General features: G+C 71.4%; 19 protein-coding genes. 12 read left to right on the top strand and 7 right to left on the bottom strand.

Features of this window, described 5'->3' with window-relative positions:
• Window positions 1-201: 201 nt before the first annotated feature.
• Window positions 202-1,506 carry an ATP-dependent Clp protease ATP-binding subunit ClpX gene (gene clpX, locus ACTFAP_RS08055; RefSeq protein ID WP_390116287.1) on the top strand — a complete coding sequence of 435 codons (1,305 nt, stop codon included), beginning with the start codon at window positions 202-204 and terminating at the stop codon, window positions 1,504-1,506.
• Window positions 1,507-1,620: 114 nt separating this feature from the next.
• Here clpX and ACTFAP_RS08050 read toward each other — a convergent pair whose 3' ends face one another.
• Both ACTFAP_RS08050 and ACTFAP_RS08045 read right to left on the bottom strand, forming a co-directional pair.
• Complete coding sequence (locus ACTFAP_RS08050) at window positions 1,621-2,688, bottom strand: hypothetical protein (RefSeq protein WP_495684015.1); 1,068 nt, start codon at window positions 2,686-2,688, stop codon at window positions 1,621-1,623.
• Between the two features lie 98 nt (window positions 2,689-2,786).
• Window positions 2,787-3,647, bottom strand: coding sequence for a hypothetical protein (locus tag ACTFAP_RS08045; RefSeq protein ID WP_500468608.1), 861 nt, complete (start codon window positions 3,645-3,647; stop codon window positions 2,787-2,789).
• A 159-nt stretch (window positions 3,648-3,806) separates the two neighbouring features.
• Here ACTFAP_RS08045 and ACTFAP_RS08040 point away from each other — a divergent pair, with 159 nt between their 5' ends.
• Window positions 3,807-6,440, top strand: a complete 2,634-nt coding sequence (locus tag ACTFAP_RS08040; RefSeq protein WP_400009726.1) for a valine--tRNA ligase — start codon at window positions 3,807-3,809, stop codon at window positions 6,438-6,440.
• Here the strand turns inward: ACTFAP_RS08040 and ACTFAP_RS08035 are convergent.
• Genes ACTFAP_RS08035 through ACTFAP_RS08015 form a run of 5 tightly spaced genes read right to left on the bottom strand, consistent with a single transcriptional unit; the run spans window position 6,400 to window position 10,412 of the window.
• Window positions 6,400-6,864, bottom strand: a complete 465-nt coding sequence (locus ACTFAP_RS08035) for a S26 family signal peptidase (protein ID WP_500468607.1) — start codon at window positions 6,862-6,864, stop codon at window positions 6,400-6,402. The two genes, ACTFAP_RS08040 and ACTFAP_RS08035, sit on opposite strands and share 41 nt — an antisense overlap.
• A gap of 38 nt (window positions 6,865-6,902) precedes the next feature.
• Window positions 6,903-8,690, bottom strand: coding sequence for an ABC transporter ATP-binding protein (locus tag ACTFAP_RS08030; RefSeq protein ID WP_500468606.1), 1,788 nt, complete (start codon window positions 8,688-8,690; stop codon window positions 6,903-6,905).
• On the bottom strand, window positions 8,687-9,163 hold the full coding sequence (locus ACTFAP_RS08025) for a thioredoxin domain-containing protein (protein WP_500468605.1): 477 nt from the start codon (window positions 9,161-9,163) through the stop codon (window positions 8,687-8,689). Before ACTFAP_RS08025 ends, ACTFAP_RS08030 begins: the two co-directional genes overlap by 4 nt.
• On the bottom strand, window positions 9,160-9,705 hold the full coding sequence (locus tag ACTFAP_RS08020) for a MauE/DoxX family redox-associated membrane protein (protein WP_500468604.1): 546 nt from the start codon (window positions 9,703-9,705) through the stop codon (window positions 9,160-9,162). Before ACTFAP_RS08020 ends, ACTFAP_RS08025 begins: the two co-directional genes overlap by 4 nt.
• Before the next feature lie 38 nt (window positions 9,706-9,743).
• Window positions 9,744-10,412 carry an AfsR/SARP family transcriptional regulator gene (locus tag ACTFAP_RS08015; RefSeq protein WP_500469435.1) on the bottom strand — a complete coding sequence of 223 codons (669 nt, stop codon included), beginning with the start codon at window positions 10,410-10,412 and terminating at the stop codon, window positions 9,744-9,746.
• Between the two features lie 384 nt (window positions 10,413-10,796).
• On the opposite strand from ACTFAP_RS08015, the gene ACTFAP_RS08010 reads away from it, so the two are divergent.
• From ACTFAP_RS08010 to mrdA, 10 genes are all read left to right on the top strand, one after another.
• Complete coding sequence (locus tag ACTFAP_RS08010) at window positions 10,797-10,997, top strand: hypothetical protein (protein WP_500468603.1); 201 nt, start codon at window positions 10,797-10,799, stop codon at window positions 10,995-10,997.
• 30 nt (window positions 10,998-11,027) lie between these two features.
• Window positions 11,028-13,835 (top strand): FtsX-like permease family protein, encoded by a 2,808-nt coding sequence (locus ACTFAP_RS08005; protein ID WP_500468602.1) that lies wholly within the window; start codon window positions 11,028-11,030, stop codon window positions 13,833-13,835.
• Window positions 13,836-13,895: 60 nt separating this feature from the next.
• Complete coding sequence (locus tag ACTFAP_RS08000) at window positions 13,896-14,660, top strand: ABC transporter ATP-binding protein (protein WP_500468601.1); 765 nt, start codon at window positions 13,896-13,898, stop codon at window positions 14,658-14,660.
• A 98-nt stretch (window positions 14,661-14,758) separates the two neighbouring features.
• Entirely contained in the window at window positions 14,759-16,285 is a 1,527-nt protein-coding gene (folC, locus tag ACTFAP_RS07995) for a bifunctional tetrahydrofolate synthase/dihydrofolate synthase (protein WP_495684915.1), read from the top strand.
• Window positions 16,285-16,632: a DUF4233 domain-containing protein gene (locus tag ACTFAP_RS07990; protein WP_390116297.1), complete on the top strand. Its 348-nt coding sequence runs from the start codon at window positions 16,285-16,287 to the stop codon at window positions 16,630-16,632. The genes folC and ACTFAP_RS07990 overlap by 1 nt, the downstream gene beginning before the upstream one ends.
• A gap of 83 nt (window positions 16,633-16,715) precedes the next feature.
• Window positions 16,716-17,129, top strand: coding sequence for a nucleoside-diphosphate kinase (gene ndk / locus ACTFAP_RS07985; protein ID WP_390116299.1), 414 nt, complete (start codon window positions 16,716-16,718; stop codon window positions 17,127-17,129).
• 350 nt (window positions 17,130-17,479) lie between these two features.
• The gene (locus ACTFAP_RS07980) at window positions 17,480-18,499 is read left to right on the top strand and encodes a rod shape-determining protein (protein ID WP_030725649.1); all 1,020 of its coding nucleotides are present in this window, start codon (window positions 17,480-17,482) and stop codon (window positions 18,497-18,499) included.
• Window positions 18,500-18,668: 169 nt separating this feature from the next.
• Window positions 18,669-19,751 carry a rod shape-determining protein MreC gene (mreC, locus tag ACTFAP_RS07975; protein ID WP_390116301.1) on the top strand — a complete coding sequence of 361 codons (1,083 nt, stop codon included), beginning with the start codon at window positions 18,669-18,671 and terminating at the stop codon, window positions 19,749-19,751.
• Window positions 19,752-19,758: 7 nt separating this feature from the next.
• Entirely contained in the window at window positions 19,759-20,472 is a 714-nt protein-coding gene (mreD, locus tag ACTFAP_RS07970) for a rod shape-determining protein MreD (protein WP_451752029.1), read from the top strand.
• Entirely contained in the window at window positions 20,469-22,778 is a 2,310-nt protein-coding gene (gene mrdA, locus ACTFAP_RS07965; RefSeq protein WP_495684010.1) for a penicillin-binding protein 2, read from the top strand. The genes mreD and mrdA overlap by 4 nt, the downstream gene beginning before the upstream one ends.
• The last annotated feature ends 3 nt before the right edge of the window (window positions 22,779-22,781 follow it).

Here is a 22,781-nt window from a genome sequence, read left to right as displayed (position 1 = left end):
ACCCAGCAACATCCAGCAGTAGCCAGGCAGGCAAGAGGCAGTACAAGGCTGTAACTGGCCGCCCCTTTTGGACGGGAAGGCCCCCGAGCCGGGGGATTCCCGCCAAGGGGGGCCATTCCGTCGGGGCGACAAGGTACCGTCGTCTAAGCAAGCACCAGGCACCGTCTCCCCGGCGGTGCGCAGGCGAAGGGGAAGCACCTCGTGGCACGCATCGGTGATGGCGGCGATCTGCTCAAGTGCTCGTTCTGCGGCAAGAGCCAGAAACAGGTGAAGAAGCTCATCGCGGGTCCGGGGGTCTATATCTGCGATGAATGCATCGACCTGTGCAACGAGATCATCGAGGAAGAGCTGGCGGAATCGCCCGGTTCGGAGCTGAGTGAGCTGCCGAAGCCGCGCGAGATCTACGACTTCCTGGAAAGCTATGTGGTCGGCCAGGACGACGCGAAGCGCGCCCTGTCGGTGGCCGTCTACAACCATTACAAGCGGGTGCGGGCCAGCGAGACCGAGGCGGGCGCGGCGCGCGACGAGGAGATCGAGCTCGGCAAGTCCAACATCCTGCTGCTGGGCCCGACCGGCTCCGGCAAGACCCTGCTGGCGCAGACGCTGGCCCGGATGCTGAATGTGCCGTTCGCCATCACCGACGCCACGGCGCTCACCGAGGCGGGATATGTCGGCGAGGACGTCGAGAACATCCTGCTGAAGCTGATCCAGGCGGCCGACTACGACATCAAGAAGGCCGAACAGGGCATCATCTACATCGACGAGATCGACAAGGTCGCCCGCAAGAGCGAGAATCCGTCGATCACCCGCGATGTGTCCGGTGAGGGCGTGCAGCAGGCGCTGCTGAAAATCCTGGAGGGGACGACCGCGGCGGTGCCGCCGCAGGGCGGGCGCAAGCACCCGCACCAGGAGTTCCTCCAGATCGACACCTCGAATGTGCTCTTCATCGTGGGCGGCGCGTTCGCGGGTCTCGACGAGATCATCCGGGCCCGTTCGGGCGGCCGCGGCATCGGCTTCGGCGCCGACATCCGTTCCAAGCGGGAGCGGGACACGGCGGAGCTGCTGTCGGACGCGCTGCCCGAGGATCTGGTGAAGTACGGGATGATCCCGGAATTCATCGGCCGGCTGCCGATCATCACCTCGGTGCACAACCTCGACCGCGAGGCGCTGCTGCGGATCCTGGTGGAGCCGCGCAACGCGCTGGTCAAGCAGTACCAGCGGCTGTTCGAACTGGACGGCGTCGAGCTGGAGTTCGACCTCCCCGCGCTGGAGGCGATCGCCGACCAGGCGATCCTGCGCGGCACCGGGGCGCGCGGGCTGCGCGCCATCATGGAAGAGGTCCTGATGTCGGTGATGTACGAGGTCCCGTCCCGCCAGGATGTGGGCCGCGTGGTGATCACCGAGGACGTGGTCCGCTCCAACGTGAACCCGACGCTGGTGCCGCGCTCGCGCCTGGCGAAGCAGCGGGGCAGCAGCGGCGTTCCGCCGCAGGAGAAGACGGCCTGAGCGTCCGTACCCGGCGCGGAGGGATACGACAGCGGCACGTACGACGGCGGGGCCCGGACACCGAGTATGTGGTGTCCGGGCCCCGCCGTCGACGCGTGAGCTGTGCGTGAACCGTCAGCTGCCGCTGGGGGCGACGAGCGAGTCGGAACGCAGCTGCGCGGTGGCGTTGGCGGCCTCGTCGATGGACATCTCCATCGCGGTCTCCACACCCTGCTGCTTCTGGAACGCGGCGAAGCCCATGGTGCTGTTGTCCGCCCAGACACAGACCGGGACCTGCACGGCCTCGCCGATGAAGGCGTCCTCGACCTCCGCGTACTGGCACTTCATCGTCGCGCCGTTCAGCCCGCTGGGCTTGACCGTTTCCGGGCTGCCCACGAGCTCGCCGTCCTCGCTGGCGGTCGCCTCCTCGGCGGCGTAGGCGAGCAGTGCGTCGACGGTGGCCTCGGGGTTCTCGATCTCGCCCCACAGACCCACACCGACCATGGAGGTCAGGACGGTGTCCTCGATCTCCGACGGGTCGGTCATCGCGTCCAGTTCGGTGGGGTCGGCCCCGGCGAGGTAGTTGGAGCTGGCGCCCTGAGCATCGGGGCCGAGCCCGAACTGAGCCAGCTCCTCCTCCGTCATGCCAGAGCTTTCCTGGGACTCGATCTGAACGAACTCACCGGTCATCTGGGGGAAGCTCAGCGAGTAGCCGACGAGCGTCTCGCTCTTCTCGTCGTCACCGCCGAGCAGCACCACACCGCCGACCGCGAGCGCGGCCACCACGGCCAGGGCGCCCACGATGATCCCGGCCTTCTTGCCGTTGCCGCCGCCGGAGGGCGGGGGCGGCACCTGGCCGTAGGGCGGCTGGCCCGGGTACTGGCCGGGCGGGCCCTGCGGGGGCTGCTGGCCGTACGGGCCCGGTGCCTGGGGCTGGCCGTAGGGGGCGCCCTGCGGCTGACCCGGCTGGCCCGGCTGTCCGGGGTACGCGCCAGGCGGCGGGGGCGGGCCCGGCTGTCCCGGCTGCTGCTGCGGGTAGCCGTAGCCCGGCCCGCTGGGTGCTCCCGGAGCGCCGCCCTGCGCGTACGGGTTGGGCGCGCCACCGGGCGGACCCGGCGGCGGCGGTGCCCCGTACGGGCCGGGCTGGCCGGGCTGGCCCTGCGGGGGCTGCTGCCCGTACGGGCCCGGCTGGTACTGACTCATGGGTTTTTCCCCTTATCACTGCGACAAGCGTTACCGCTCATCCTGTCCGACGAAATGCCCCCGTGTACATCCGCCCCCGTGCGCTCTCCCGGCGGCGGTCAGTCCTCGCTGGGCGCGCCGTCCCCGGCCGGAACCTCGACCAGCGCGAAAGCGCGCAGCTCGGAGGCGAGTTCGGCGGTCCGTTCCAGATTCAGCGGGGCGGTGCCCTCGGCGGTGCCGGGAATGCCGTACACCACACCGATCGTGCTGTAGTCGCTCCAGATGCAGACGAAGGAGACCTCGGGCTCGCCCGGTTCCGGCTGGACCGGCTTCATCTCCTGGCAGGAGAGCGCCGCGTTGTGCAGGCCGCTGGGGCTCATGGAGGAGGGGGAGCCGACGAGTTCCACCCGGTCGTCCTCGTCCGCGTCCTCGTTCAGGTCCTCGGCGATCATCGCGAACATCTCGCCGGGGGTGTTCGCCGGGTCCGTCACCGTGCCCCAGGAGCCCTGGAAGAAGAGGAGGTTGGAGTCCTCGGACGACTCGTCCTGGGCGTAGGTGGCCATGGCCGCGCCCTCCTCGGTGAAGCCGACCCGGCGCGCCTCCTCCGAGGTGAAGAACTCGTCGGTCTCGTCGCCGTACGTCAGCGCGTAGCCGCCGATCTCCTCCGGGGTGGCCAGCGTGTACGTCGTGCCGTCGTCCTTGAGCGAGGGGCCGTCGTCGCCGTTCAGGACCAGCACCAGCCCGACGCCGAGCGCGGCGGCGAGGGTGAGCACACCGGCGGTGATACCGATCATCTTGCCCTTGCCGCCGCCGGAGGCGGGGCCGGCGGGCGGCGGCGGAACCTGCCCGTACGGCGCGCCCCCGTACTGCGGGGCCCCGTACGGCGCACCCCCGTACGGTGCGGAGGGTGGCTGCGGCGTGCCGTACCCGTGCTGGGGCGGCTGCTGCGATCCGTACGGTCCGGGCGGTGGCTGCGTCATGGTGATCCCCGTGTGGCCGGCATCTCATCTGACCGGATGCCTCATGTACCCGGCATTGTGCCGCAGATGGGAAGGCGGTCCGCACCCTCGCGGGCGCCCCGGCCCACCGCCCCGCAACCGATTCGAGGAGCGGCCCACCCCGCCCGTAGACTGGGCTCCGTGACCGAGAACACTCAGCCGCCCGCCACCCCCGGGCACCACAGCGCCGCCACCGAACTCCCGACGCAGTACGCGCCGGCCGAGGTAGAGGGGCCGCTGTACGAGCGCTGGGTAGAGCGCGGTTACTTCGAGGCCGACGCCTCCAGCGACAAGCCCCCGTACACCATCGTCATCCCGCCGCCGAACGTCACCGGCACGCTCCACCTGGGCCACGCCTTCCAGCACACCCTCATGGACGCCCTCACCCGCCGCAAGCGGATGCAGGGGTACGAGGCGCTGTGGCTGCCCGGCATGGACCACGCCGGCATCGCCACCCAGAACAAGGTCGAGCAGCAGCTCGCCGAGGAGGGCAAGTCCCGGCACGACGTGGGGCGCGAGGAGTTCGTCGAGCGGGTCTGGAAGTGGAAGCAGGAGTACGGCGGGCGCATCCTGGGCCAGATGCGGCGGCTCGGCGACGGCGTCGACTGGTCCCGTGAACGCTTCACCATGGACGACGGGCTCTCCCGCGCCGTCCTCACCATCTTCAAGCGGCTGTTCGACGACGGGCTGATCTACCGCGCCGAGCGCATCATCAACTGGTGCCCGCGCTGCATGACGGCGATCTCCGACATCGAGGTCGACTACCAGGAGGACGCCGGCGAGCTGGTCTCCATCCGCTACGGCGACGGCGAGGACTCCCTCGTGGTGGCCACCACCCGCGCCGAGACGATGCTGGGCGACACCGCCGTGGCCGTCCACCCGGACGACGAGCGGTACGCCCATCTCATCGGTCGGCGGATCAAGCTGCCGCTGACCGACCGCACCATCCCGGTCGTCGCCGACGCCCACGTCGACCCGGAGTTCGGCACCGGCGCGGTCAAGGTCACCCCGGCCCACGACCCCAACGACTTCGCCATCGGCCAGCGCCACGGCCTGCCCTCGTTCACCGTCATGGACGAGCGCGGTGTGATCACCGTGCGCGGCCCGTTCGAGGGTCTGGACCGCTTCGAGGCGCGCTCCACGATCGTCGCGGCGCTGCGCGAACAGGGCCGGATCGTCGCGGAGAAGCGCCCCTACCTGCACTCCGTGGGCCACTGCTCGCGCTGCAAGACCACGGTCGAGCCGCGGCTGTCCATGCAGTGGTGGGTCAAGGTCGAGCCGCTGGCCAAGGCCGCCGGTGACGCGGTGCGCGACGGCCGGGTCGCCATCCACCCGCCGGAGCTGTCGAAGCGCTACTTCGACTGGGTCGACAACATGCACGACTGGTGCATCTCGCGCCAGCTGTGGTGGGGTCACCGCATCCCCGTCTGGTACGGCCCCGACGGCGAGACGGTGTGTGTCGGGCCCGACGAGCAGCCGCCGAGCGGCGAGGGCTGGACCCAGGACAGCGATGTCCTGGACACCTGGTTCTCCTCCGGCCTGTGGCCGTTCTCCACCCTGGGCTGGCCCGAGCAGACGCCGGACCTGGAGAAGTTCTACTCCACCGATGTCCTGCTGACCGGCCACGACATCATCTTCTTCTGGGTCGCCCGGATGATGATGTTCGGTCTGTACGCGATGGACGGCAAGGAGCCGTTCCACACCATCGCGCTGACCGGACTGGTGCGCGACGAGTTCGGCAAGAAGATGTCCAAGTCCAACCCCAACTCGGTGGACCCGCTGGACTGGATGGACAAGTACGGCGCCGACGCCGTCCGCTTCACCCTGGCCCGCGGCGCCAACCCCGGCGCGGACGTGCCGATCGGCGAGGACTGGGTCCAGGCCTCCCGCAACTTCGCCAACAAGATCTGGAACGCCACCCGGTTCGCGCTCATCAACGGCGCCACCGTGGAGGGCCCGCTGCCGGAGACCGCCGAACTGTCGGCCACCGACCGCTGGATTCTGTCCCGGCTGAACACCGTCATCGCCGAGGCCGACGCCGCCTACGAGAGCTACGAGTTCGCCAAGGCCAGCGATCTGCTGTTCCACTTCGCGTGGGACGAGGTCTTCGACTGGTACGTCGAACTGTCCAAGACGGTCTTCGCGGCCGGCGGCCGTCCGGCCGAGGCATCCCGGCGGGTGCTCGGCGAGGTCCTGGACGCCACGCTCCGGCTGCTCCACCCGGTGATCCCGTTCGTCACCGAGGAGCTGTGGACCACCCTCACCGGCGGCGAGTCGCTGGTCATCGCCTCCTGGCCGCAGGACAGCGGCTTCCGCGACGCGGCGGCCGAGGACGAACTCGCCACCGTCCGCAAGCTGGTCACCGAGGTCCGCCGGTTCCGCGCGGACCAGGGGCTCCAGCCGGGGCAGCGGGTGCCGGCCACCCTGGACCTGTCCGGCACGGGCCTGACCGCGCATGAGGAGGCCGTGCGGGCGCTGCTGCGCCTCAACCCGGCCGGTGACGGCTTCGCGGCCACCGCCTCGCTGCCGGTGGCGGGCGCGGTCGTGGCCCTGGACCTGTCGGGCGCCATCGACTTCGAGGCCGAGCGCAAGCGGCTGACGAAGGACCTGGGCGTGGCCGAGAAGGAGCTGAAGCAGGCGACGGCCAAGCTGGGCAACGAGGGCTTCCTGGCCAAGGCCCCGGCCGAGGTGGTCGAGAAGATCAAGACGCGCAAGGCGGCGGCCGAGGCCGACATCACCCGCCTGACCGCGCAGCTGGCGAACCTCCCCGGCTGACCCCGGCCCGCCACGCCACCCGTCCCAGCACCCGGTCCAGCGGGAAGGGCCCCACGGCCCGCGAGTCGGTACTGGCCGCCGGGTTGTCGCCGAGCAGGACGGCGACACCCGGCGGCACCGTACCGCCGTATCCTGCGGCCACCATGCCCGGGGGCATCGGGTCCCCGGGCAGCGCGGCCAGCCGCTTCACCCACAGCCGGGGGACACTCTCCCCGGGCGGCGGAAGGAACACGGCACCGCCGGGCAACCGCACCGGGCACACCACCAGGTCCCCCACCCGCAATCGCCCCGCCGCCACCCGCCGCACCAGCAGCCGGTCCCCGGCGTACAGGGTGGGCTCCATGCTGCGCCCCTCGACGGTGCTGTACAGGAACCCCCGGCGTGCCCACCGCAGCAGCGCGCCGCCGGCGACGATCGCGGCCACGGAGCACGCCCACTGTCCCCGTCTGCCCCGGCGCCCGGTCACGCGCCGTCCAGCTGGAAGCCCGCCGCCTGGCTGCGGAACGCCGTCGCGTAGTGGCCGCCCGCCGCCAGCAGCTGCGCGTGCGTGCCGAGTTCGGCGATCCGGCCGTCCGCGAGCACCGCGATCCGGTCGGCGTCGCGGATCTCGCTCAGCCGGTGCGAGACGAGCACCCGGGTGCGCCCCGCGCCGTGGTGGTGGATCAGCCGGCCGACCTCCGCCTGGGCGAGGGGGTCGAGACCGGACGTCGGCTCGTCCAGGACGAACAGGTCCCGGTCCTCGCGCATCAGGGAACGGGCCAGGGCCAGGCGCTGGAACTGCCCGCCCGACAGCACCACGCCGTCGTCCTCGCCGCTGTCGCCGAAGTAGCCGCGGCTGAGCATGGTCCGGTAGCCGGCCGGCAGCGCCGCCAGCACATCATGGATACCCGCCCGGCGCGCCGCTTCCGTCACGCGCCGCTGGTCATCGGCGTGCGCCGGGTCGCCGAGGCCGATGTTCTCGGCCGCCGTCATCTCGTAGTTCATGTGGTCCTGGTAGACGACGCTCAGCCGCTCGCGCAGCGCCTCCGGCCGTATGTCGCGCAGATCGGTGCCGTCCCAGCGGACACTGCCGCGCTCCGGGTCGTAGAACCGGCACAGCAGCTTGATCAGCGTGCTCTTGCCCGCGCCGTTCACCCCGACCAGGCCCAGGGACTCGCCGGCCGCGATGCGCAGGTTCACGCCCCGGAGAATCCACGGGTGGTCCGGCCCGTACCGGAACCACACGTCGCGCAGTTCCACCGCCCCGCGCAACGGGCCGATCGGCCGGGCCGGTTCGCGCGTCGTGAGCACGGGCGGCGCGGCCACGAGGTCCGTGTAGGCGCGGAAGACGAGCAGGTGCTGGTGCCCGCTCGCGACGGCGCCGACCAGGGTGCCCAGCGTGCTCTGCACGGAGGCGATCGCCGCGACCACCAGGGTCAGTTCACCGACGCTCAGCGCCCCGTCCCTGACCTGCCCCACCGCCCACAGCAGGCCGGCCGCCGCCACCCCGGCGGTGATCAGGGTCGGCAGCCCGTTCAGCAGCAGTTCCCGCACATCGAGCCGCAGCCGCTCCCGGTCGGCGAGGCGCCGCTGCGCCGTCATCCGGCGGCGCAGCAACTCGCCGATGCCGAACAGCCGTACCTCCTTGGCTCCCGGCACGTCCGCCAGCAGCAGCATGTAGAACACCTCGCGCCGCTGGTGCGCGGTGAGCCCGTGCACGGCACCGGCTCTGATCCGCGCCACCCGGATCTCGGCGAGCAGCTTGGGCACCGTGCCCACCGCGACCAGGGCGGCCAGCGTGGGGTGAATGCCGATCAGCACGGCGGCGAAGCCGAGGAGGGTGAGCGCCGAACGCACCAGCGCCATCGCGCACTCCAGCAGATCGGTCGGGGTGTGCTGCCCGCAGTCCTGCGCCTGCCGCAGCTGGGTGAGCCGGTCGGGGTTCTCGTACCAGGCCAGGCCCGGCTGGGCGGTGACAGCGCGGAAGAGGCGGTTCTGCGCCTGCCGAGCGACGGCGCGGGCGAGTTCGCCCTGGGCGAGCCGCTGGACGTACGGCAGCAGCGCGGCCAGGACCCCGCAGGCGGCGAGCCCGGACGCGTACCCGGCCAGCGCCGGTTCGCCGCCGGTCAGCCCGTCCACGAGGCGCGCGGTGCACCAGGCGGCGGCCACCGGGACCAGGGCCTCGACGATGGTGAGCACGAGGGTGGCGGCGAGTACGGCGGGGCGGGCGCGCAGCGCAAGCGAGAACGCGGTACGGGCGGACTCCCTCACCCCGCGAGCCGCCGTTCGAGGTCGGCGGGGACCAGCGCGGACCAGCGCAGCGCGCCGTCCTCGGTGAGGGCGTGGACCCGCGGGAAGCCGTCCACCTGGAAGGCGCTGATCCAGGGGGAGTTGAGCGGGACCCGCAGCACCCGCGCGACCGGGGAGAGCGTGTCCAGATAGGTCCGGCTGTCGGATTCCGGGTCCACCTCGACGACCACGGCGGTGACCTTCTCCGTTCCGCCCGGGTGTGCTTTGGCGGCGTCGGTGAAGGCCGGCAGCAGGTCCTCGCACGCGCCGCAGCCGGGGGAGAAGAAGCCGACCAGGGTGGGGGACCCGGAGGGCAGCGCGATGCGGACACCGGCGCGCGGGTCGCCCGCGTTGCGGTCCTGGTCCGCGCGCAACCGGCGGATGATGCCGTAGGACAGCAGCAGATTGAGCGCGGTGACACACAGTGCGAGAACGGACAGCACCAGCGCGATCATTTCGGGCTCCTGAGCGTGGGCGGAGAGGTGGGGGAGGGGAGGAACAACTCCGTGATGTCGTCCAGGCCGATGAGGACCAGCGCCGCCACCGAACCGGCCGCGATCGACACGGCCAGCACCTCGGCGTGCGCGGGCCCGGCGGCGGGCAGCAGCGCCAGGCCGCACCCGGCGGCGAGCAGCAGCACCCCGTTGCGCACCAGATGGACGCCGCGCAGCGGCCGGACGCTGGGCCCGAAGCAGGCGCAGCTGACCGCCCGCCGCCCGATGACGACCCGGGCCACACCGGCGGTGAGCGCCGCCAGCAGCAGCGCGGCGAGCACCAGGCCGTAGGGGGCGGTGGGGGTCGGCAGCACCAGCAGACCGGCGGCGGCCTCGGCGGTGATGACAGCGGTGGCGGTGAGCGGGATCAGGCGGGCGGGCAGGCCGAGTTCGCGCAGGGTACGACGCAGGGCGCGGACCCCGGCCGGGCGCAGCTTGCCGGTCGCGGACACCAGGAAGACCACGGCCAGCAACACCTGGCAGCTCAGCAGGACATACGTCATCGGCGCCCCTCGCCTCGGTGGCTGGACGGCCCCGAACGTTAGGAGGTCCCCGCATATGGCCGATACATCAAGCGCTCGCACAGCTCGGCGAGTTCGGCGTCGGGGTCGCGGCCGAGCCCGTCGCGGAAGGCGGCGCGGGCCATCGCGTACGACTCGGTGAGTCGGCCGTGCTCGCCGAGCCGGTGGTGGGCGCGCAGCACGTACTGCCAGCCGCGGGTGCGCAGCGGGTCGGCGGTCACGGCCTGCCAGGCTGTGTCCAGCGCGCGGCGCGGTTCGCCTAGTTCGAGCCAGATGCCAGCCAGATCCTCCAGGGCGCGCAGCCGCTTGATGTCGAGGTGGGCGAGTTCGGCGGCGAGCGGCCCGCGCCGGTCAAGGCCGGTGGCGGCGTGCTCGGAGCGCCACAGCTCCAGCGCACGGCGCAGGGCGACGGCGGCGCCGTGCGGGTCAGCGGCGGCGAGCAGATTGCGGCCCCGGTGCACGAGCCGGCCGAAGACCAGATGGTCGCTGTCGTGCGGGGACAGGCGTAACTCGTAGCCGCCGCCCGGATGGCTGAGCAGGATGTCGGCGCCGTCGCCGGGCAGGGCCCGGCGCAGCCGGTGGACGTAGGTGCGCAGGTTCGACAGCGCGGACAGCGGCGGTTCGCCCTCCCACAGCGCCTCGCTCAGGGTGTCGAAGGACACCGCCTGGTTGGGCCGCAGCAGCAGCATGGCGAGCACGGCCTGCGGCTTCCCGACCCGCGGCGGTGGCTTCCCCTCCCCGGTACAGATCTCCACAGGACCCAACAGCCGGAAAACGAGTCGCGGTTCGGGCATCATCGAAGACTTCTCCCACCCCTGGGGAACTACGGAACGAATGTTGCCGGTGACGCAAGGTCCGACCATAGAGGTGAAGCGCTTCACCTGGGAACCGGTGTGCTGGGCAGGATGCGGCTCGCCGTTTCCGGCCGGTCGACGGGCCCGTGCTGTCGAAGCGTTTCGAGGGACGGAGCGGTGTCCGGTGTACCGACTGTGTGCGCGGGGTCTCTACGGTGTCCGCCACGAGGAACGGCGGCCCGCCGGGCCGCCGTCCGGGACACAGGAAGGGTGAGAACGATGAAGTTGCTGAACCAGCTCGCCGACGCCGCCCTGCGGCGCGTACTGCCATCGGCCACGACCGAGGCCGCGACGCAGTACGACTGCCAGGTGGGCACCGCGTGCCCCGGGTACCCGGGGACCAACATCTGGAACAACCGCAAGCGGGAGTGCACCACCTGCCCGTGGATACCGTCCGGCTGCTGCTACAAGACTCCGTGACCGCCTGGTCATCCCACCCCTGAGGATCCCGTGCTCGCCCTGATCACCCAACAACTGCGCCGCCGTTCCGCACGGGCGGTGACGCTACTCGCCGGCGTGCTGGTGGCGAGCATGGGGTTCGTCCTGCTCACCGGCTCCGTCGACACCTCCCGGCTGCGGGTGCAGGCCACGGCGGACGCCAACTTCCGGGCCGCGTACGACATCCTGGTCCGCCCGGTGGACGCCACCAGCGAACTGGAAGCGCAGGCGGGCGAGGTCCGGCCGAACTTTCTGTCCGCCCAGTTCGGCGGGATCACCCTGGAGGAGTGGGAGCGCATAGCCGCCCTTGACGGAGTGGAGGTGGCGGCCCCGATCGCCATGCTGGGCTACCACAGGACGGATCTGTGGATCGACGTGGACATCACGGAGTCGCTGGATCCCGCTCTGGACCAGCAGTTGCTCAGACTGGACCGCACCTGGACCGCCGATCGTGGGCTGACCCAGGCGCTGGATCCCGGGCCGGACTTCGTGTACGTCACCAAGAATCGCGTCCTGGAGCCCCGTAAGGTTCCGTTCTCGGATGGAGTGATGCTGGAGGACGGCTATCTGCTCGACGGCGAAGTGCTGCGCATCGACACAGGCGGCTGCCAGGACAGTCGTCCGGCCGCGGAAATCCTGCCCCATGGGGATGTGCTGCCTCTGTGCCGACTCGACCACTACGCTCACCGTGCCGATCCACTGACGTCCGAAGGCCGGGACCGGCTGATCGTGGTCGAGTGGCGGGAGGACGGATCCTTCTCCACCACCGGTACGGGCGAGGTCGACCACCCGAAGGTCGGCGAACGGGCCGTCATCCGGATCCCCTGGCCCACGACGCTGCTGGCGGCTGTCATCGATCCGGCGTCCGAGGCAGCTCTGGTCGGACTCGACTCGGCCATGGTGAAGGGTGACTATCTCACCGCCGACCCGCCGCAGGTGACGGACGGGCACCCCGGGATGGATCGGGTCGACATACCGATGCTGGTGTCATCACAGCCGCAGACCGAGGAGTCCGTACGCGTCGATGTCGGCCGCCTCGCCATGGACGCCGCCGACCTGCCCGGCAGAACATCCGCCGACATGGAACAACAACTGCCGCAGGTGCCGGTCGAGCCGCTCGGCTCGGAGATCAGGGACTACGCGACCGCCTACGCCGGCGTGGTGGAACGGGATGACTTCGGAGTGTGGTTCAACAGACTCCAACAGGCTGACCCGCCCGTGTACCGGCCCGGTACCGATGTCCTGCGGCCCGACACCACCGACCAGAACACCCGGAACAGCTGGACGACGGAAGTGTTCCTTGGGGAGGGCGTGCCGCCGTGGCTCACCCGGGACACCGGATTCCGTCAGTTGTATGGCACCACCGAGCTCCTGGCGAGCGTCGGCGGAAACGCCGTCGGCACCTTCGACCCCGGCACCATCCAGGAGTTCTCCGAACTCTCCGACGTGCCCCTGGAGTCCTACCGCCCCGCCGCCGCCTCCGGGGCGGACGAGCGGTCGCGGGAGCTGCTGGGGGACCGGCCCTGGCTGCCCAACAGCAACCCGACCGGGTATCTCGCCACCCCGCCCCAGCTGCTCACCAACCTCGCCTCCCTCGATCACCTGCTGCATCCCGCCTCCCCGCAGGCTGCCGCACCGCTGTCCGCCGTGCGGGTGCGGGTCGCGGGGGTGACCGGACTGGACGACGCCTCCCAGGAGCGGGTGCGGCAGGTCGCCGAACGCATCGCCACCGGCACCGGGCTCACCGTGGACATCACCGTCGGCTCCTCGCCCGCGCCGCGCCAGGTGGAGGTCGCCGCCGGACAGTTCGGCCGCCCCGACCTGCTGATCGAGGAGCACTGGACCCGCAAGGGCGCCGCTGTGACCCTCGTCCAGGAGGCGGACCGCAAGAGCGTGCTGCTGTCCGGCCTGGTGCTCCTGGTGTGCGCGCTGTTCACCGGCAACCTGGTCGCCGCCTCCGTCCGCACCCGGCGTGCCGAACTCGGCATGCTGGCCTGCCTGGGCTGGTCCGGGCGCCGGCTCGCCGCCCTCGTACTCGGCGAGGTCGCCGCCGTCGCGGCCACCGCCGCCGTGCTCGCGGCCGTCCTGGCCCCTTCGCTGGCCGGGCTCACCGGGCTGACGGTACGGCCCGCCCTCGTCCTGCTGACCGTGCCGCTCGTCGTCGCCCTCGCCCTGCTCGCCGCGCTCGGACCGGCCCTGCGCGCCGCCCGGATTGGGCCCGCCGGGGTGCTGCGCCCGCCGGTGCTGGCCGGGCGGCGGGCGCGGGCCCGCCGTTCGGTGGCCGCGCTGGCTCTCGCGAACGTGACCCGGGTGCCGGTACGCGCTGCCCTCGCCGTGCTCTCCCTCGCCGTCGGCATCGCCGCCCTCACCTTTGTCACCGCCGTGCTGTGGCACTTCCAGGGCGCCGCCGCCGGCACCCTGCTCGGGGCGGCCGTGACGCTGGAGATCCGCGCCGTGGACATCGCCGCCGTCGCGCTCACCGTGCTGCTGGGCGCCTTCGCGCTCGCCGACGTCCTGTACGTCGGCATGCGCGAACGCGACGCCGAACTCGCCGTGCTGCGCGCCACCGGCTGGAGCGACCGCGCGCTGACCCGGCTGGTGCTGGCCGAGGGCGCGCTGCTGGGCGCGGCCGGCGCGATCCTGGGGGCCGCCGCCGGGGCCGGCCTGGTGGCGTGGGTGGTGGGCGCACTGCCCACCGGCGTACTGGCCACCGCGCTGGGGGCCGCGGCCGGCGGGGTGGGGCTCGCGATGGCCGCCTCGCTTTTCCCGGTCCGGCTGGTACGGGGCCTGCCGCTGGCCGCCCTGCTCAGCCGTCAGTGACGGTCAGTGAGCACACCCGTCCGCACGAGAAACGAGAGATGGTCAGGACCGATGAGCGGCATGAACAGCAGCAGCCCCGGCGGGGTTCCGGTGACCGTCAAGGATCTGCACCGTACGTTCGGGGCCGGCGCGGGCCGGATCACCGCCGTGGACGGGGTGCACCTCGACGTACCGGCGGGGCAGTCGGTGGCGCTGACCGGCCCCTCCGGCTCGGGCAAATCCACCCTGCTGCACCTCATCGGCGCGGTGGAACGCGCCGACTCCGGCGTGATCCGGGTGGGGGAGCAGGAGATCACCGCACTGGGCCGCCGCGAGCTGGCCCGCTACCGGGGACGTATCGGCTTCGTCTTCCAGCGCTTCCACCTGCTGCCCGCGCTCACCGCGCTGGACAACGTGCTCGCCCCGCTGCTGCCCCGCCGCGCGTCCGAGACCCCTTTCGACCGTGTCGAGCGCGCCACCGGCCTGCTGGCGGCGGTCGGGCTGGACGGGCGGGAGAAGGCGCTGCCGTCCCAGCTGTCCGGCGGCCAGCAGCAGCGGGTGGCCATCGCCCGCGCGCTGATCGCCGGCCCCCGGCTGCTGCTCGCCGACGAGCCCACCGGCAATCTCGACTCAGCCACCAGCGCCCGCGTCATGGATCTGATCCAGCGGCTGGCCGCCGAGCACGGCTGCACCCTGCTGATCGCCACCCACGAGGAGGCGGTGGCCGAGCGGTGCGAACGCGTCGTGACCCTGCGCGACGGCCGTCTCGCCGCCGACGTGCTCGGGGAGCCGGAGGGGCCCGCCGGTGGCTCTCACCTGGATACCGATCCGGATAAGGGGCGGTGAGTGTCGGTGGGGGTTCGTAGACTGGCATCGTGACTGAGCACTCCCGCCCCGAGCCCCCCGACTCCGGCGACTCCGGCGATGCCGGCACCCCCGAGGATCTGGACGCCGCCGCCTTCGAGGAGCTGATCGGTGCCGAGACACAGCGGGACCCCGATCTCGCCGTGATCGAGGCCGGCAGCCGCACGCTGCGCACCCAGGCGGGCCCGCCCGCCGGGGACGGCGTGCCGGAGCGGCCGGCCGACCCGGAGGTGGACCGGGCGCTGCGCGAGGTCGAGACGGAGCTGTCCAAGCGCTGGGGCGAGACGAAGCTCGACCCCTCCGTCGAACGGATCAAGGCACTCATGGACGTGCTGGGCGAGCCCCAGCACGCGTACCCCTCGATCCACATCACCGGCACCAACGGGAAGACCAGCACGGCCCGGATGATCGAGGCGCTGCTGGGCGGCTTCGAGCTGCGCACCGGCCGGTACAGCAGCCCGCACGTGCAGTCCATCACCGAGCGCATCAGCCTGGACGGCGCCCCGATGTCCGCCGAGCGGTTCATCGCCGCCTACGAGGACATCAAGCCGTACGTGGAGCTGGTGGACGCCCGCCAGGAGTACCGGCTGTCGTTCTTCGAGGTGCTGACCGCCATGGCGTACGCGGCCTTCGCCGACGCCCCGGTGGATGTGGCGGTCGTCGAGGTCGGCATGGGCGGCACCTGGGACGCGACCAACGTGCTGGACGCCGGGGTCTCCGTCATCACCCCGATCAGCCTGGACCACACCGACCGGCTCGGCCCCACGCCGGAGCGGATCGCGGTGGAGAAGTCCGGGATCGTCAAGCAGGACGCCACCGTGGTGCTGGCCCAGCAGCAGATCGAGGCCGCCTCGGTGATCCTGCGCCGGGCCGTCGAGGTGGACGCCACCGTGGCCCGCGAGGGCATGGAGTTCGGCGTGGTCTCCCGCGAGATCGCGGTGGGCGGCCAGCTGCTGACGCTGCGCGGTCTGGGCGGTGAGTACCCGGACATCTTCCTCCCGCTGCACGGTGAGCACATGGCGCACAACGCGGTGGTGGCGCTGGCGGCGGTGGAGGCGTTCTTCGGCATCGGCGCCACCCAGGCGTCCGCGACGCTGGACATCGACGTGGTGCGCGCCGCGTTCGCCGCCGTCACCTCGCCGGGGCGTCTTGAGGTGGTCCGCTCCAGCCCGACGGTGCTGCTGGACGCCGCGCACAACCCTGGCGGCGCGCAGGCGGCGGCCGCGGCCGTGACGGAGGCGTTCGGCTTCAGCCGGCTCATCGGCGTGGTGGGCCCCAGCGCCGACAAGGACGTCACCGGGCTGCTGGAGGCCTTCGAGCCGATCTTCACGGAGGTCGTGGTCACCCGGAACGCCAGTCACCGCGCGATGGACGTGGACGCGCTGGCGGCCGTCGCGGTCGAGGTCTTCGGCGAGGACCGGGTGCAGGTCGAGCCGCGCCTGGACGACGCCCTGGAGGCGGCCATCTCGCTGGCCGAGGAGGAGGACGAGTACGCGGGCGCCGGGGTGCTGATCACCGGCTCCGTCATCACGGTCGGGGAGGCCAGAATGCTGTTGCGGGGCCCGGGGCGGACCGGCGGCGCGGGCCGGGAAGCGGGGGACCGCTGATGCGTACGCTGTGTTCCTCCACGCTGATCTCCGAAGTGCTGGTCATCGGGCTCGCGGCGCTGGTCGCGGTCCGGCTGACCGACACCTCCGCGACCACCATCTGGGCGGTGAGCGGGACGGCCATGGTGCTGTGCCTGCTGCTGTGCGGCCTGGTCACCCGGCCCGGTGGGGTGCAGTTCGGCTGGGCCCTGCAGATAGCGCTGATCGCCAGCGGTGTCGTGGTGCCGGCGATGTTCGTGCTCGGCGTGATCTTCGCCGGTCTGTGGTGGGCATCGGTCCATTTCGGCCGGAAGGTGGACGAGATCAAGGCCGCCCATGGTGCGGCGGCCGCCGCTGCGGCCCCGTAGCCCCGGGCCGGGTGCGGGAGGGCGGCGATATCCCGGGTAAGGTGCCGGTACTTCCCCGGATTCGTTTCCCCAGGAGCCACCCCATGTCCCAGCGCACCCTTGTCCTTCTGAAGCCGGATGCGGTCAGGAGGGGCCTGATCGGCGAGATCATCGGCCGCATCGAGAAGAAGGCGGGCTGGACCATCACCGCGCTGGAACTGCGCACCCTGGACCGGGCCACGCTGGAGACGCATTACGCGGAGCACAAGGGCCGGCCGTTCTACGAGCCGCTGCTGGAGTTCATGACGTCCGGCCCGTCGGTGGCGCTGACCGTCGAGGGCGAGCGGGTCATCGAGGGGCTGCGGACGCTGTCCGGGCCCACCGACCCGATCACCGCCACCCCCGGCTCCATTCGCGGTGACTTCGGGACGATCGTCCGGGAGAACCTCATCCACGCGTCGGACTCGGAAGAATCCGCCGAACGCGAGCTGAAAATCTTCTTCCCCGGGCGCTCCTGAATCACCGCTGAATCCCCGTCAGTCCGACACGGGGTCCGACCAGCGGCATCAGCCTGAACGCATTCCGCCTTTGTGGTATGTACAGTCGAACGAGGGAACCCGTCACCCGAACACGACGTCACCATGATGGAGGGCGGGCACGGTTCCCGCGACAATGGCGAAAGCGGCGCTCCGGCGCTCCGTGTTCGACCGGCCGTGGATACGATGGCATCAGCCGCCACACTCTCCCCCCGGACTCCGTCCGGGCGAGGGAGTACCCCCAGGCGTGCCTCGTTCATCGCACCCCCGTGCCGACCTCCCGCCCACATCGCTCCAGCTGGAAGGCCAGATGTATCCCTATGGCGAACAATATGTCGTTCATCGGACGTGACATGGCAGTCGACCTCGGGACGGCCAATACGCTGGTGTACGTCAGGGGTCGCGGGATCGTACTCAATGAGCCATCGGTCGTCGCCATCAACACCAACACCGGTGGCATTCTCGCGGTCGGCGCCGAGGCGAAGAAGATGATCGGCCGGACCCCCGGCAACATCGTCGCGGTCCGCCCCCTGAAAGACGGGGTCATCGCCGATTTCGAGATCACGGAGCGAATGCTCCGCTACTTCATTCTCAAGATCCACAAGCGGCGTTATCTCGCCCGCCCCCGGGTCGTCGTCTGTGTGCCCTCGGGCATCACGGGAGTCGAGCGGCGCGCGGTCATCGAGGCGTCCACCCAGGCCGGTGCCCGCCAGGTGCACATCATCGAGGAGCCGATGGCGGCCGCGATCGGCTCCGGGCTCCCGGTCCACGAGGCCACCGGCAACATGGTGGTGGACATCGGCGGCGGTACGACCGAGGTCGCGGTCATCTCGCTGGGCGGCATCGTGACCGCGCAGTCCATCCGGGTGGCCGGCGACGAGCTGGACAACGCGATCATCCAGCACATCAAGAAGGAGTACAGCCTCCTGCTGGGCGAGCGCACCGCCGAGAGCATCAAGATCACCATCGGCTCGGCCTACGAGATGGACGAGGACGAGCACACCGAGATCCGGGGCCGCGACCTCGTCAGCGGGCTGCCCAAGACCGTGGTGATCTCCTCGGCCGAGGTCCGCAAGGCCATAGAGGAGCCGGTCAACTCCATCGTCGACGCCGTCAAGACGACGCTGGACAAGTGCCCCCCCGAGCTGTCCGGCGACGTCATGGACCGCGGCATCGTCCTGACCGGCGGCGGTGCCCTGCTGCGCGGCCTGGACGAGCGGCTGCGCCGGGAGACCGGCATGCCGATCCACATCGCCGAGGACCCGCTGGACTCGGTGGCGCTGGGATCCGGCAAGTGCGTCGAGGAGTTCGAGGCGCTCCAGCAGGTGCTGGACGCCCAGCCCCGCCGCTGATCGCGGCCACAGCCCGGCCGGACCACCTTCCCCGGCCGGGAGGTGCCCCCAGACGGGGGTGATCCGCAGCCCTTGATCCGCCGCGTGGACCGCACGAGTCCACGCGGCGGACCGCCGGCGGCGGAGGATCTGATCGACTACCTGTTCCAGAAAGGCACGGCCGCCGCACGTGAGGGACACACGAGAGAGCCGACTGCTTCTCGTCCTGCTGGTATCCATCGCCTTCGCGCTGATCACGATGGATATCAGGGGTGGGGACAACTCCCCGCTCAACGGGCCCAGAGAGGCCACCGCGGCCTTCTTCGGACCCGTGGAGAACGGCGTCGCCTCGGCGGTCGACCCGGTCGGGAACGCGATCGCCGCGGTCCGGGAATCCGGCGGCCGGCACGACCGCATCAGTGAACTGGAGCGGGAGAACGCCGAACTGCGCCAGCAACTGGGCAGCGACGCGCACCGCGACTCCCGCATACAGCAGCTCGATGATCTGCTCCAGACCGCCGGGGCCGGCCAGTACGGCATTGTCGGCGCGCAGGTCATCGCCATCGGCGCCACCCAGGGCTTCTCCTGGACGGTGACGATCGACGCGGGCAGCAGGGACGGCATCGCCCGCGACATGACGGTCCTCAACGGTGACGGCCTGGTGGGCCGGGTCACCACCGTGGGCCCCAGCACCTCCACCGTGCTGCTCGCCAACGACCCCGGTTTCACGGTCGGTACCCGTCTGGAGGGCGGCGACGAGCTCGGCTTCGCCACCGGGCGCGGCGACAACGCGCTCGACGTGCAGCTGCTCAACCAGGCCGCGCAGGTGAAGAAGGGCGACCGGCTGGTGACCTTCGGCTCGGCCGAGGACAAGCCGTTCGTGCCGGGCGTCCCGGTCGGCGAGGTCATCAACGTGGACCGCACGGCGGGCGACCTGACCCGTACCGTCCAGGTCCGCCCGTACGTGGCCTTCACCCGGCTCGACCTGGTCGGCGTCGTCGTCGAACCGCCGCGCGAGAACCCGCGCGACACGGTGCTGCCGCCCCGGCCCGAGGACGAGAAGAAGTCCGCGGACGACGAGAGCGACAAGAAGACGGATCAGGGCGACGGGTCCGGCGCCGGCGACGAGGGCGAGGACGGCACCGAGGACGGTACCGAGGACGGCGGCGTGCAGAACCGCACCACCCCGGGCGAGTCCCCGGGCCCAGGCGACAGCAACGCCCGCCGTGAGCAGGACGCCGACCAGGACGACGACCCCGCCACCAGGAATTGAGCTGACCATGCGCGTCTCCCGCACGATCCTCGCGGTGATCCTCGTCGTCGTGGCGCTGGTCCTCCAGGTCACGATCCTCGCCCGGCTGCAACTGCCCGGAGCCGTCCCCGATCTGCTGCTGCTCACCGTGCTCGGCCTCGCGCTGGTGTACGGCCACGTCGGCGGTGCCCTGGTGGGCTTCGGCGCCGGGCTGCTCGCCGATCTGGCCCCGCCGGCCGACCACGCGGTGGGCCGCTACGCGCTGGTGCTGTGTGTCATCGGCTACGCGGCCGGGCTCACCAAGCCCGAGACCGGGCAGCACCGTTCGGCGACCGTGCCGATGCTGGTGGTGGCGGGCGGTGCGCTGTCCTCCACGCTGCTGTACGCGGGTGTCGGCGCGCTGGTCGGCGACACCGCCGCCCGCCATGTCGGGCTCACCGGGCTGCTGCTGACGGCCACGCTCTACGATCTGCTGCTCGCGCCGTTCACCGTGCCGCTGGTGATGGCGATGGCCCGGCGGCTGGAGAACGACCCGCTCAAGGGCGACGGCTCCGGCGGCCCCTCGTCCGGCGGCGACAACCTGTCCAGCTGGTTCGGGGGCGGCACCGGGCTCAGCACCCGCGGGGGCGGCCGGCGTACCCGCTACGGCAAGGCCGCCCGCATCGGTGGCCAGCGCAGCACGTTGCTCAGTCGCTCGGCCCGTAACCGGGCGGGGCGTATCAAGGGGGTCAAGCGACTGTGAGTAACATCCCGGAGACCGGACGGACCTCGCGCGTCACCATCCGGCTGATCATCATCCAGATACTGGTTTTCTCGCTGCTGCTGACCCTCGGCGGCCGGCTGTGGTACCTCCAGATCCGGCAGGGCGACGAGTTCGCCGCCGCCGCGGCCGGCAACCACGTGCAGCAGGTCGTCCAGCCCGCCGTGCGCGGCGCCATCCTCGACGCCCGCGGTGTGCCCATCGCCGACAACGAGACCCGTCTCGTCGTCTCCGCCGACCGCTCCAAGCTCACCCGGATGAAGGACGACGGCGAAGCCGTCCTCACCCGGCTGGCCGAACTCCTCGGCATGGAGTACGAGGAGATCGCCCAGCGCATCCGGCTGTGCGACGCGCAGACCCCGCAGCCGTGCTGGAACGGCTCCCCGTACCAGCCGATCCCCATCACCGACGAGGCCACCCCGCAGCAGGCGCTCCAGATCCGCGAGCGCTCCGAGGACTTCCCCGGCGTCAGCGCCGAGCCCACCGCCGTACGCCGCTACCCCGCCCCGTACGGCTCGCACTCCGCGCAGGTGCTCGGCTACCTCTCCCCGGTCACCGACGACGAGGTGGAGGACGCGAAGGACACCGACGCGCCGCTGCTGCGCTCGGACCAGATCGGCCGCGCCGGGCTCGAACGCACCTACGACAGCTATCTGCGGGGCCAGCCCGGCGTCACCCGCTACGAGGTGGACAAGTTCGGCCGCGTCATCGGCGAGGCCGAGGGCGAGGCCGCCGCGGCCGGCTCCAACGTGGTCACCAGCATCGACTCACGGGTGCAGGCGGTCGCCGAGCAGGAGCTCATCGGCGCGATGGAGGAGGCCCGCGCCCAGACCGACGAGATCACCGGCCGCCCCTACGAGGCGGACTCCGGCGCCGTGGTCGTCCTGGAGAACGCCACCGGCCGCGTCGTCGCCATGGCCTCCGCCCCCGACTACGACCCCAACGTGTGGGTGGGCGGCATCACCACCGAGAACTACCAGGCGCTGACCGGCGACGACTCCAACTACCCGCTGCTCAACCGGGCCATCCAGGGCCAGAGCCCGCCCGGATCGACGTTCAAGGTGGTCACCTCGACCGCCGCCGTCAACGCCGGCTACGACTTCGACGGCCGCTACGAGTGCGGCTCCTCGTACAGCATCGGCAACCAGACGTTCAAGAACTTCGAGTCGCAGGGCTACGGCATGATCAGCCTGCACCGCGCGATCGAGGTGTCCTGCAACACCGTCTTCTACGGCATCGCGCACCGCGAGTGGGAGCGGGACGGCGGCATCAACCCCAAGGACGACCCCAACGACACCCTGTTCACCACCGCCCACGGCTTCGGCCTCGGCGCCCGCACCGGCATCGACCTGCCCGACGAGGCCAGCGGCCGCGTCCCGGACCGGCAGTGGAAGCAGGAGTACTGGGAGGCGAACAAGGACAACTGGTGCGAGGTCGCCGAGACCGACCGCGAGGACTACGCCGCCCGGATCGCCCGCGAGAACTGCACCGAGGGCATGAAGATGCGCGCCGGTGACATGCTCAACTTCTCCATCGGGCAGGGCGACGTGCTGGTCACCCCCATCCAGATGGCCTCCGTGTACGCGGCCATCGCCAACGGCGGCACCCTGTACGAGCCGTCCGTCGGCAAGGCCATCATCGGCGCGGACGGCACCGTCCTGGAGGAGATCGACCCCGTGGTCAACGGCGAACTGCCCGCCGAGGCCCAGACCGTCGCGGACCTCCAGTCCGCCACCGAGTCCGTGATCACCACCGGAAGCGCCAGCTGGCGCTTCATGGGCTGGCCGCAGAGCGAGATCCCGCTGCACGCCAAGACGGGTACCGCGGAGGCGTCCGGCGACAAGCAGACCACCTCCTGGCTGGCCACCTTCTCCCCGGACTACACGATCGTGATGACGATCTCCCAGGCCGGTACCGGCTCGGGGGCCTCAGGACCGGCCGTGCGCAACATCTACGAGGCGATCTACGGCGTCGGCGAGGACGGTTCCGTCAACGCGGACCTGGCGCTGCTGCCCACCCCGCAGGCGGCGCTGCCGGAGATCGACGAGAACGGCACCATCGTCGCCCAGCGCGACGAGCCCCGGGGCGAGGACGCGGAAGAGGGCGAAGAGGGCGGCGAACCGGGCGAGGACGGCCAGGAGGAGGACCCGGGCGACCGGCAACTGCCCGACGGCCTCGAACCGGGCGGCGACCAGGACGGCGGACAGCAGCCACCGGGCGACGACCCGGCCGGCGAACAGTGGAACGCGGGCAATGTGGCCGGGCGGGACGAGAGGTCGAACGACTGACGT

It is taken from the genome of Streptomyces sp. PH9007 (assembly GCF_059813725.1).
Note: the sequence above shows the minus strand (reverse complement) of the source record. Positions and strands in the feature narration are given on the sequence as shown.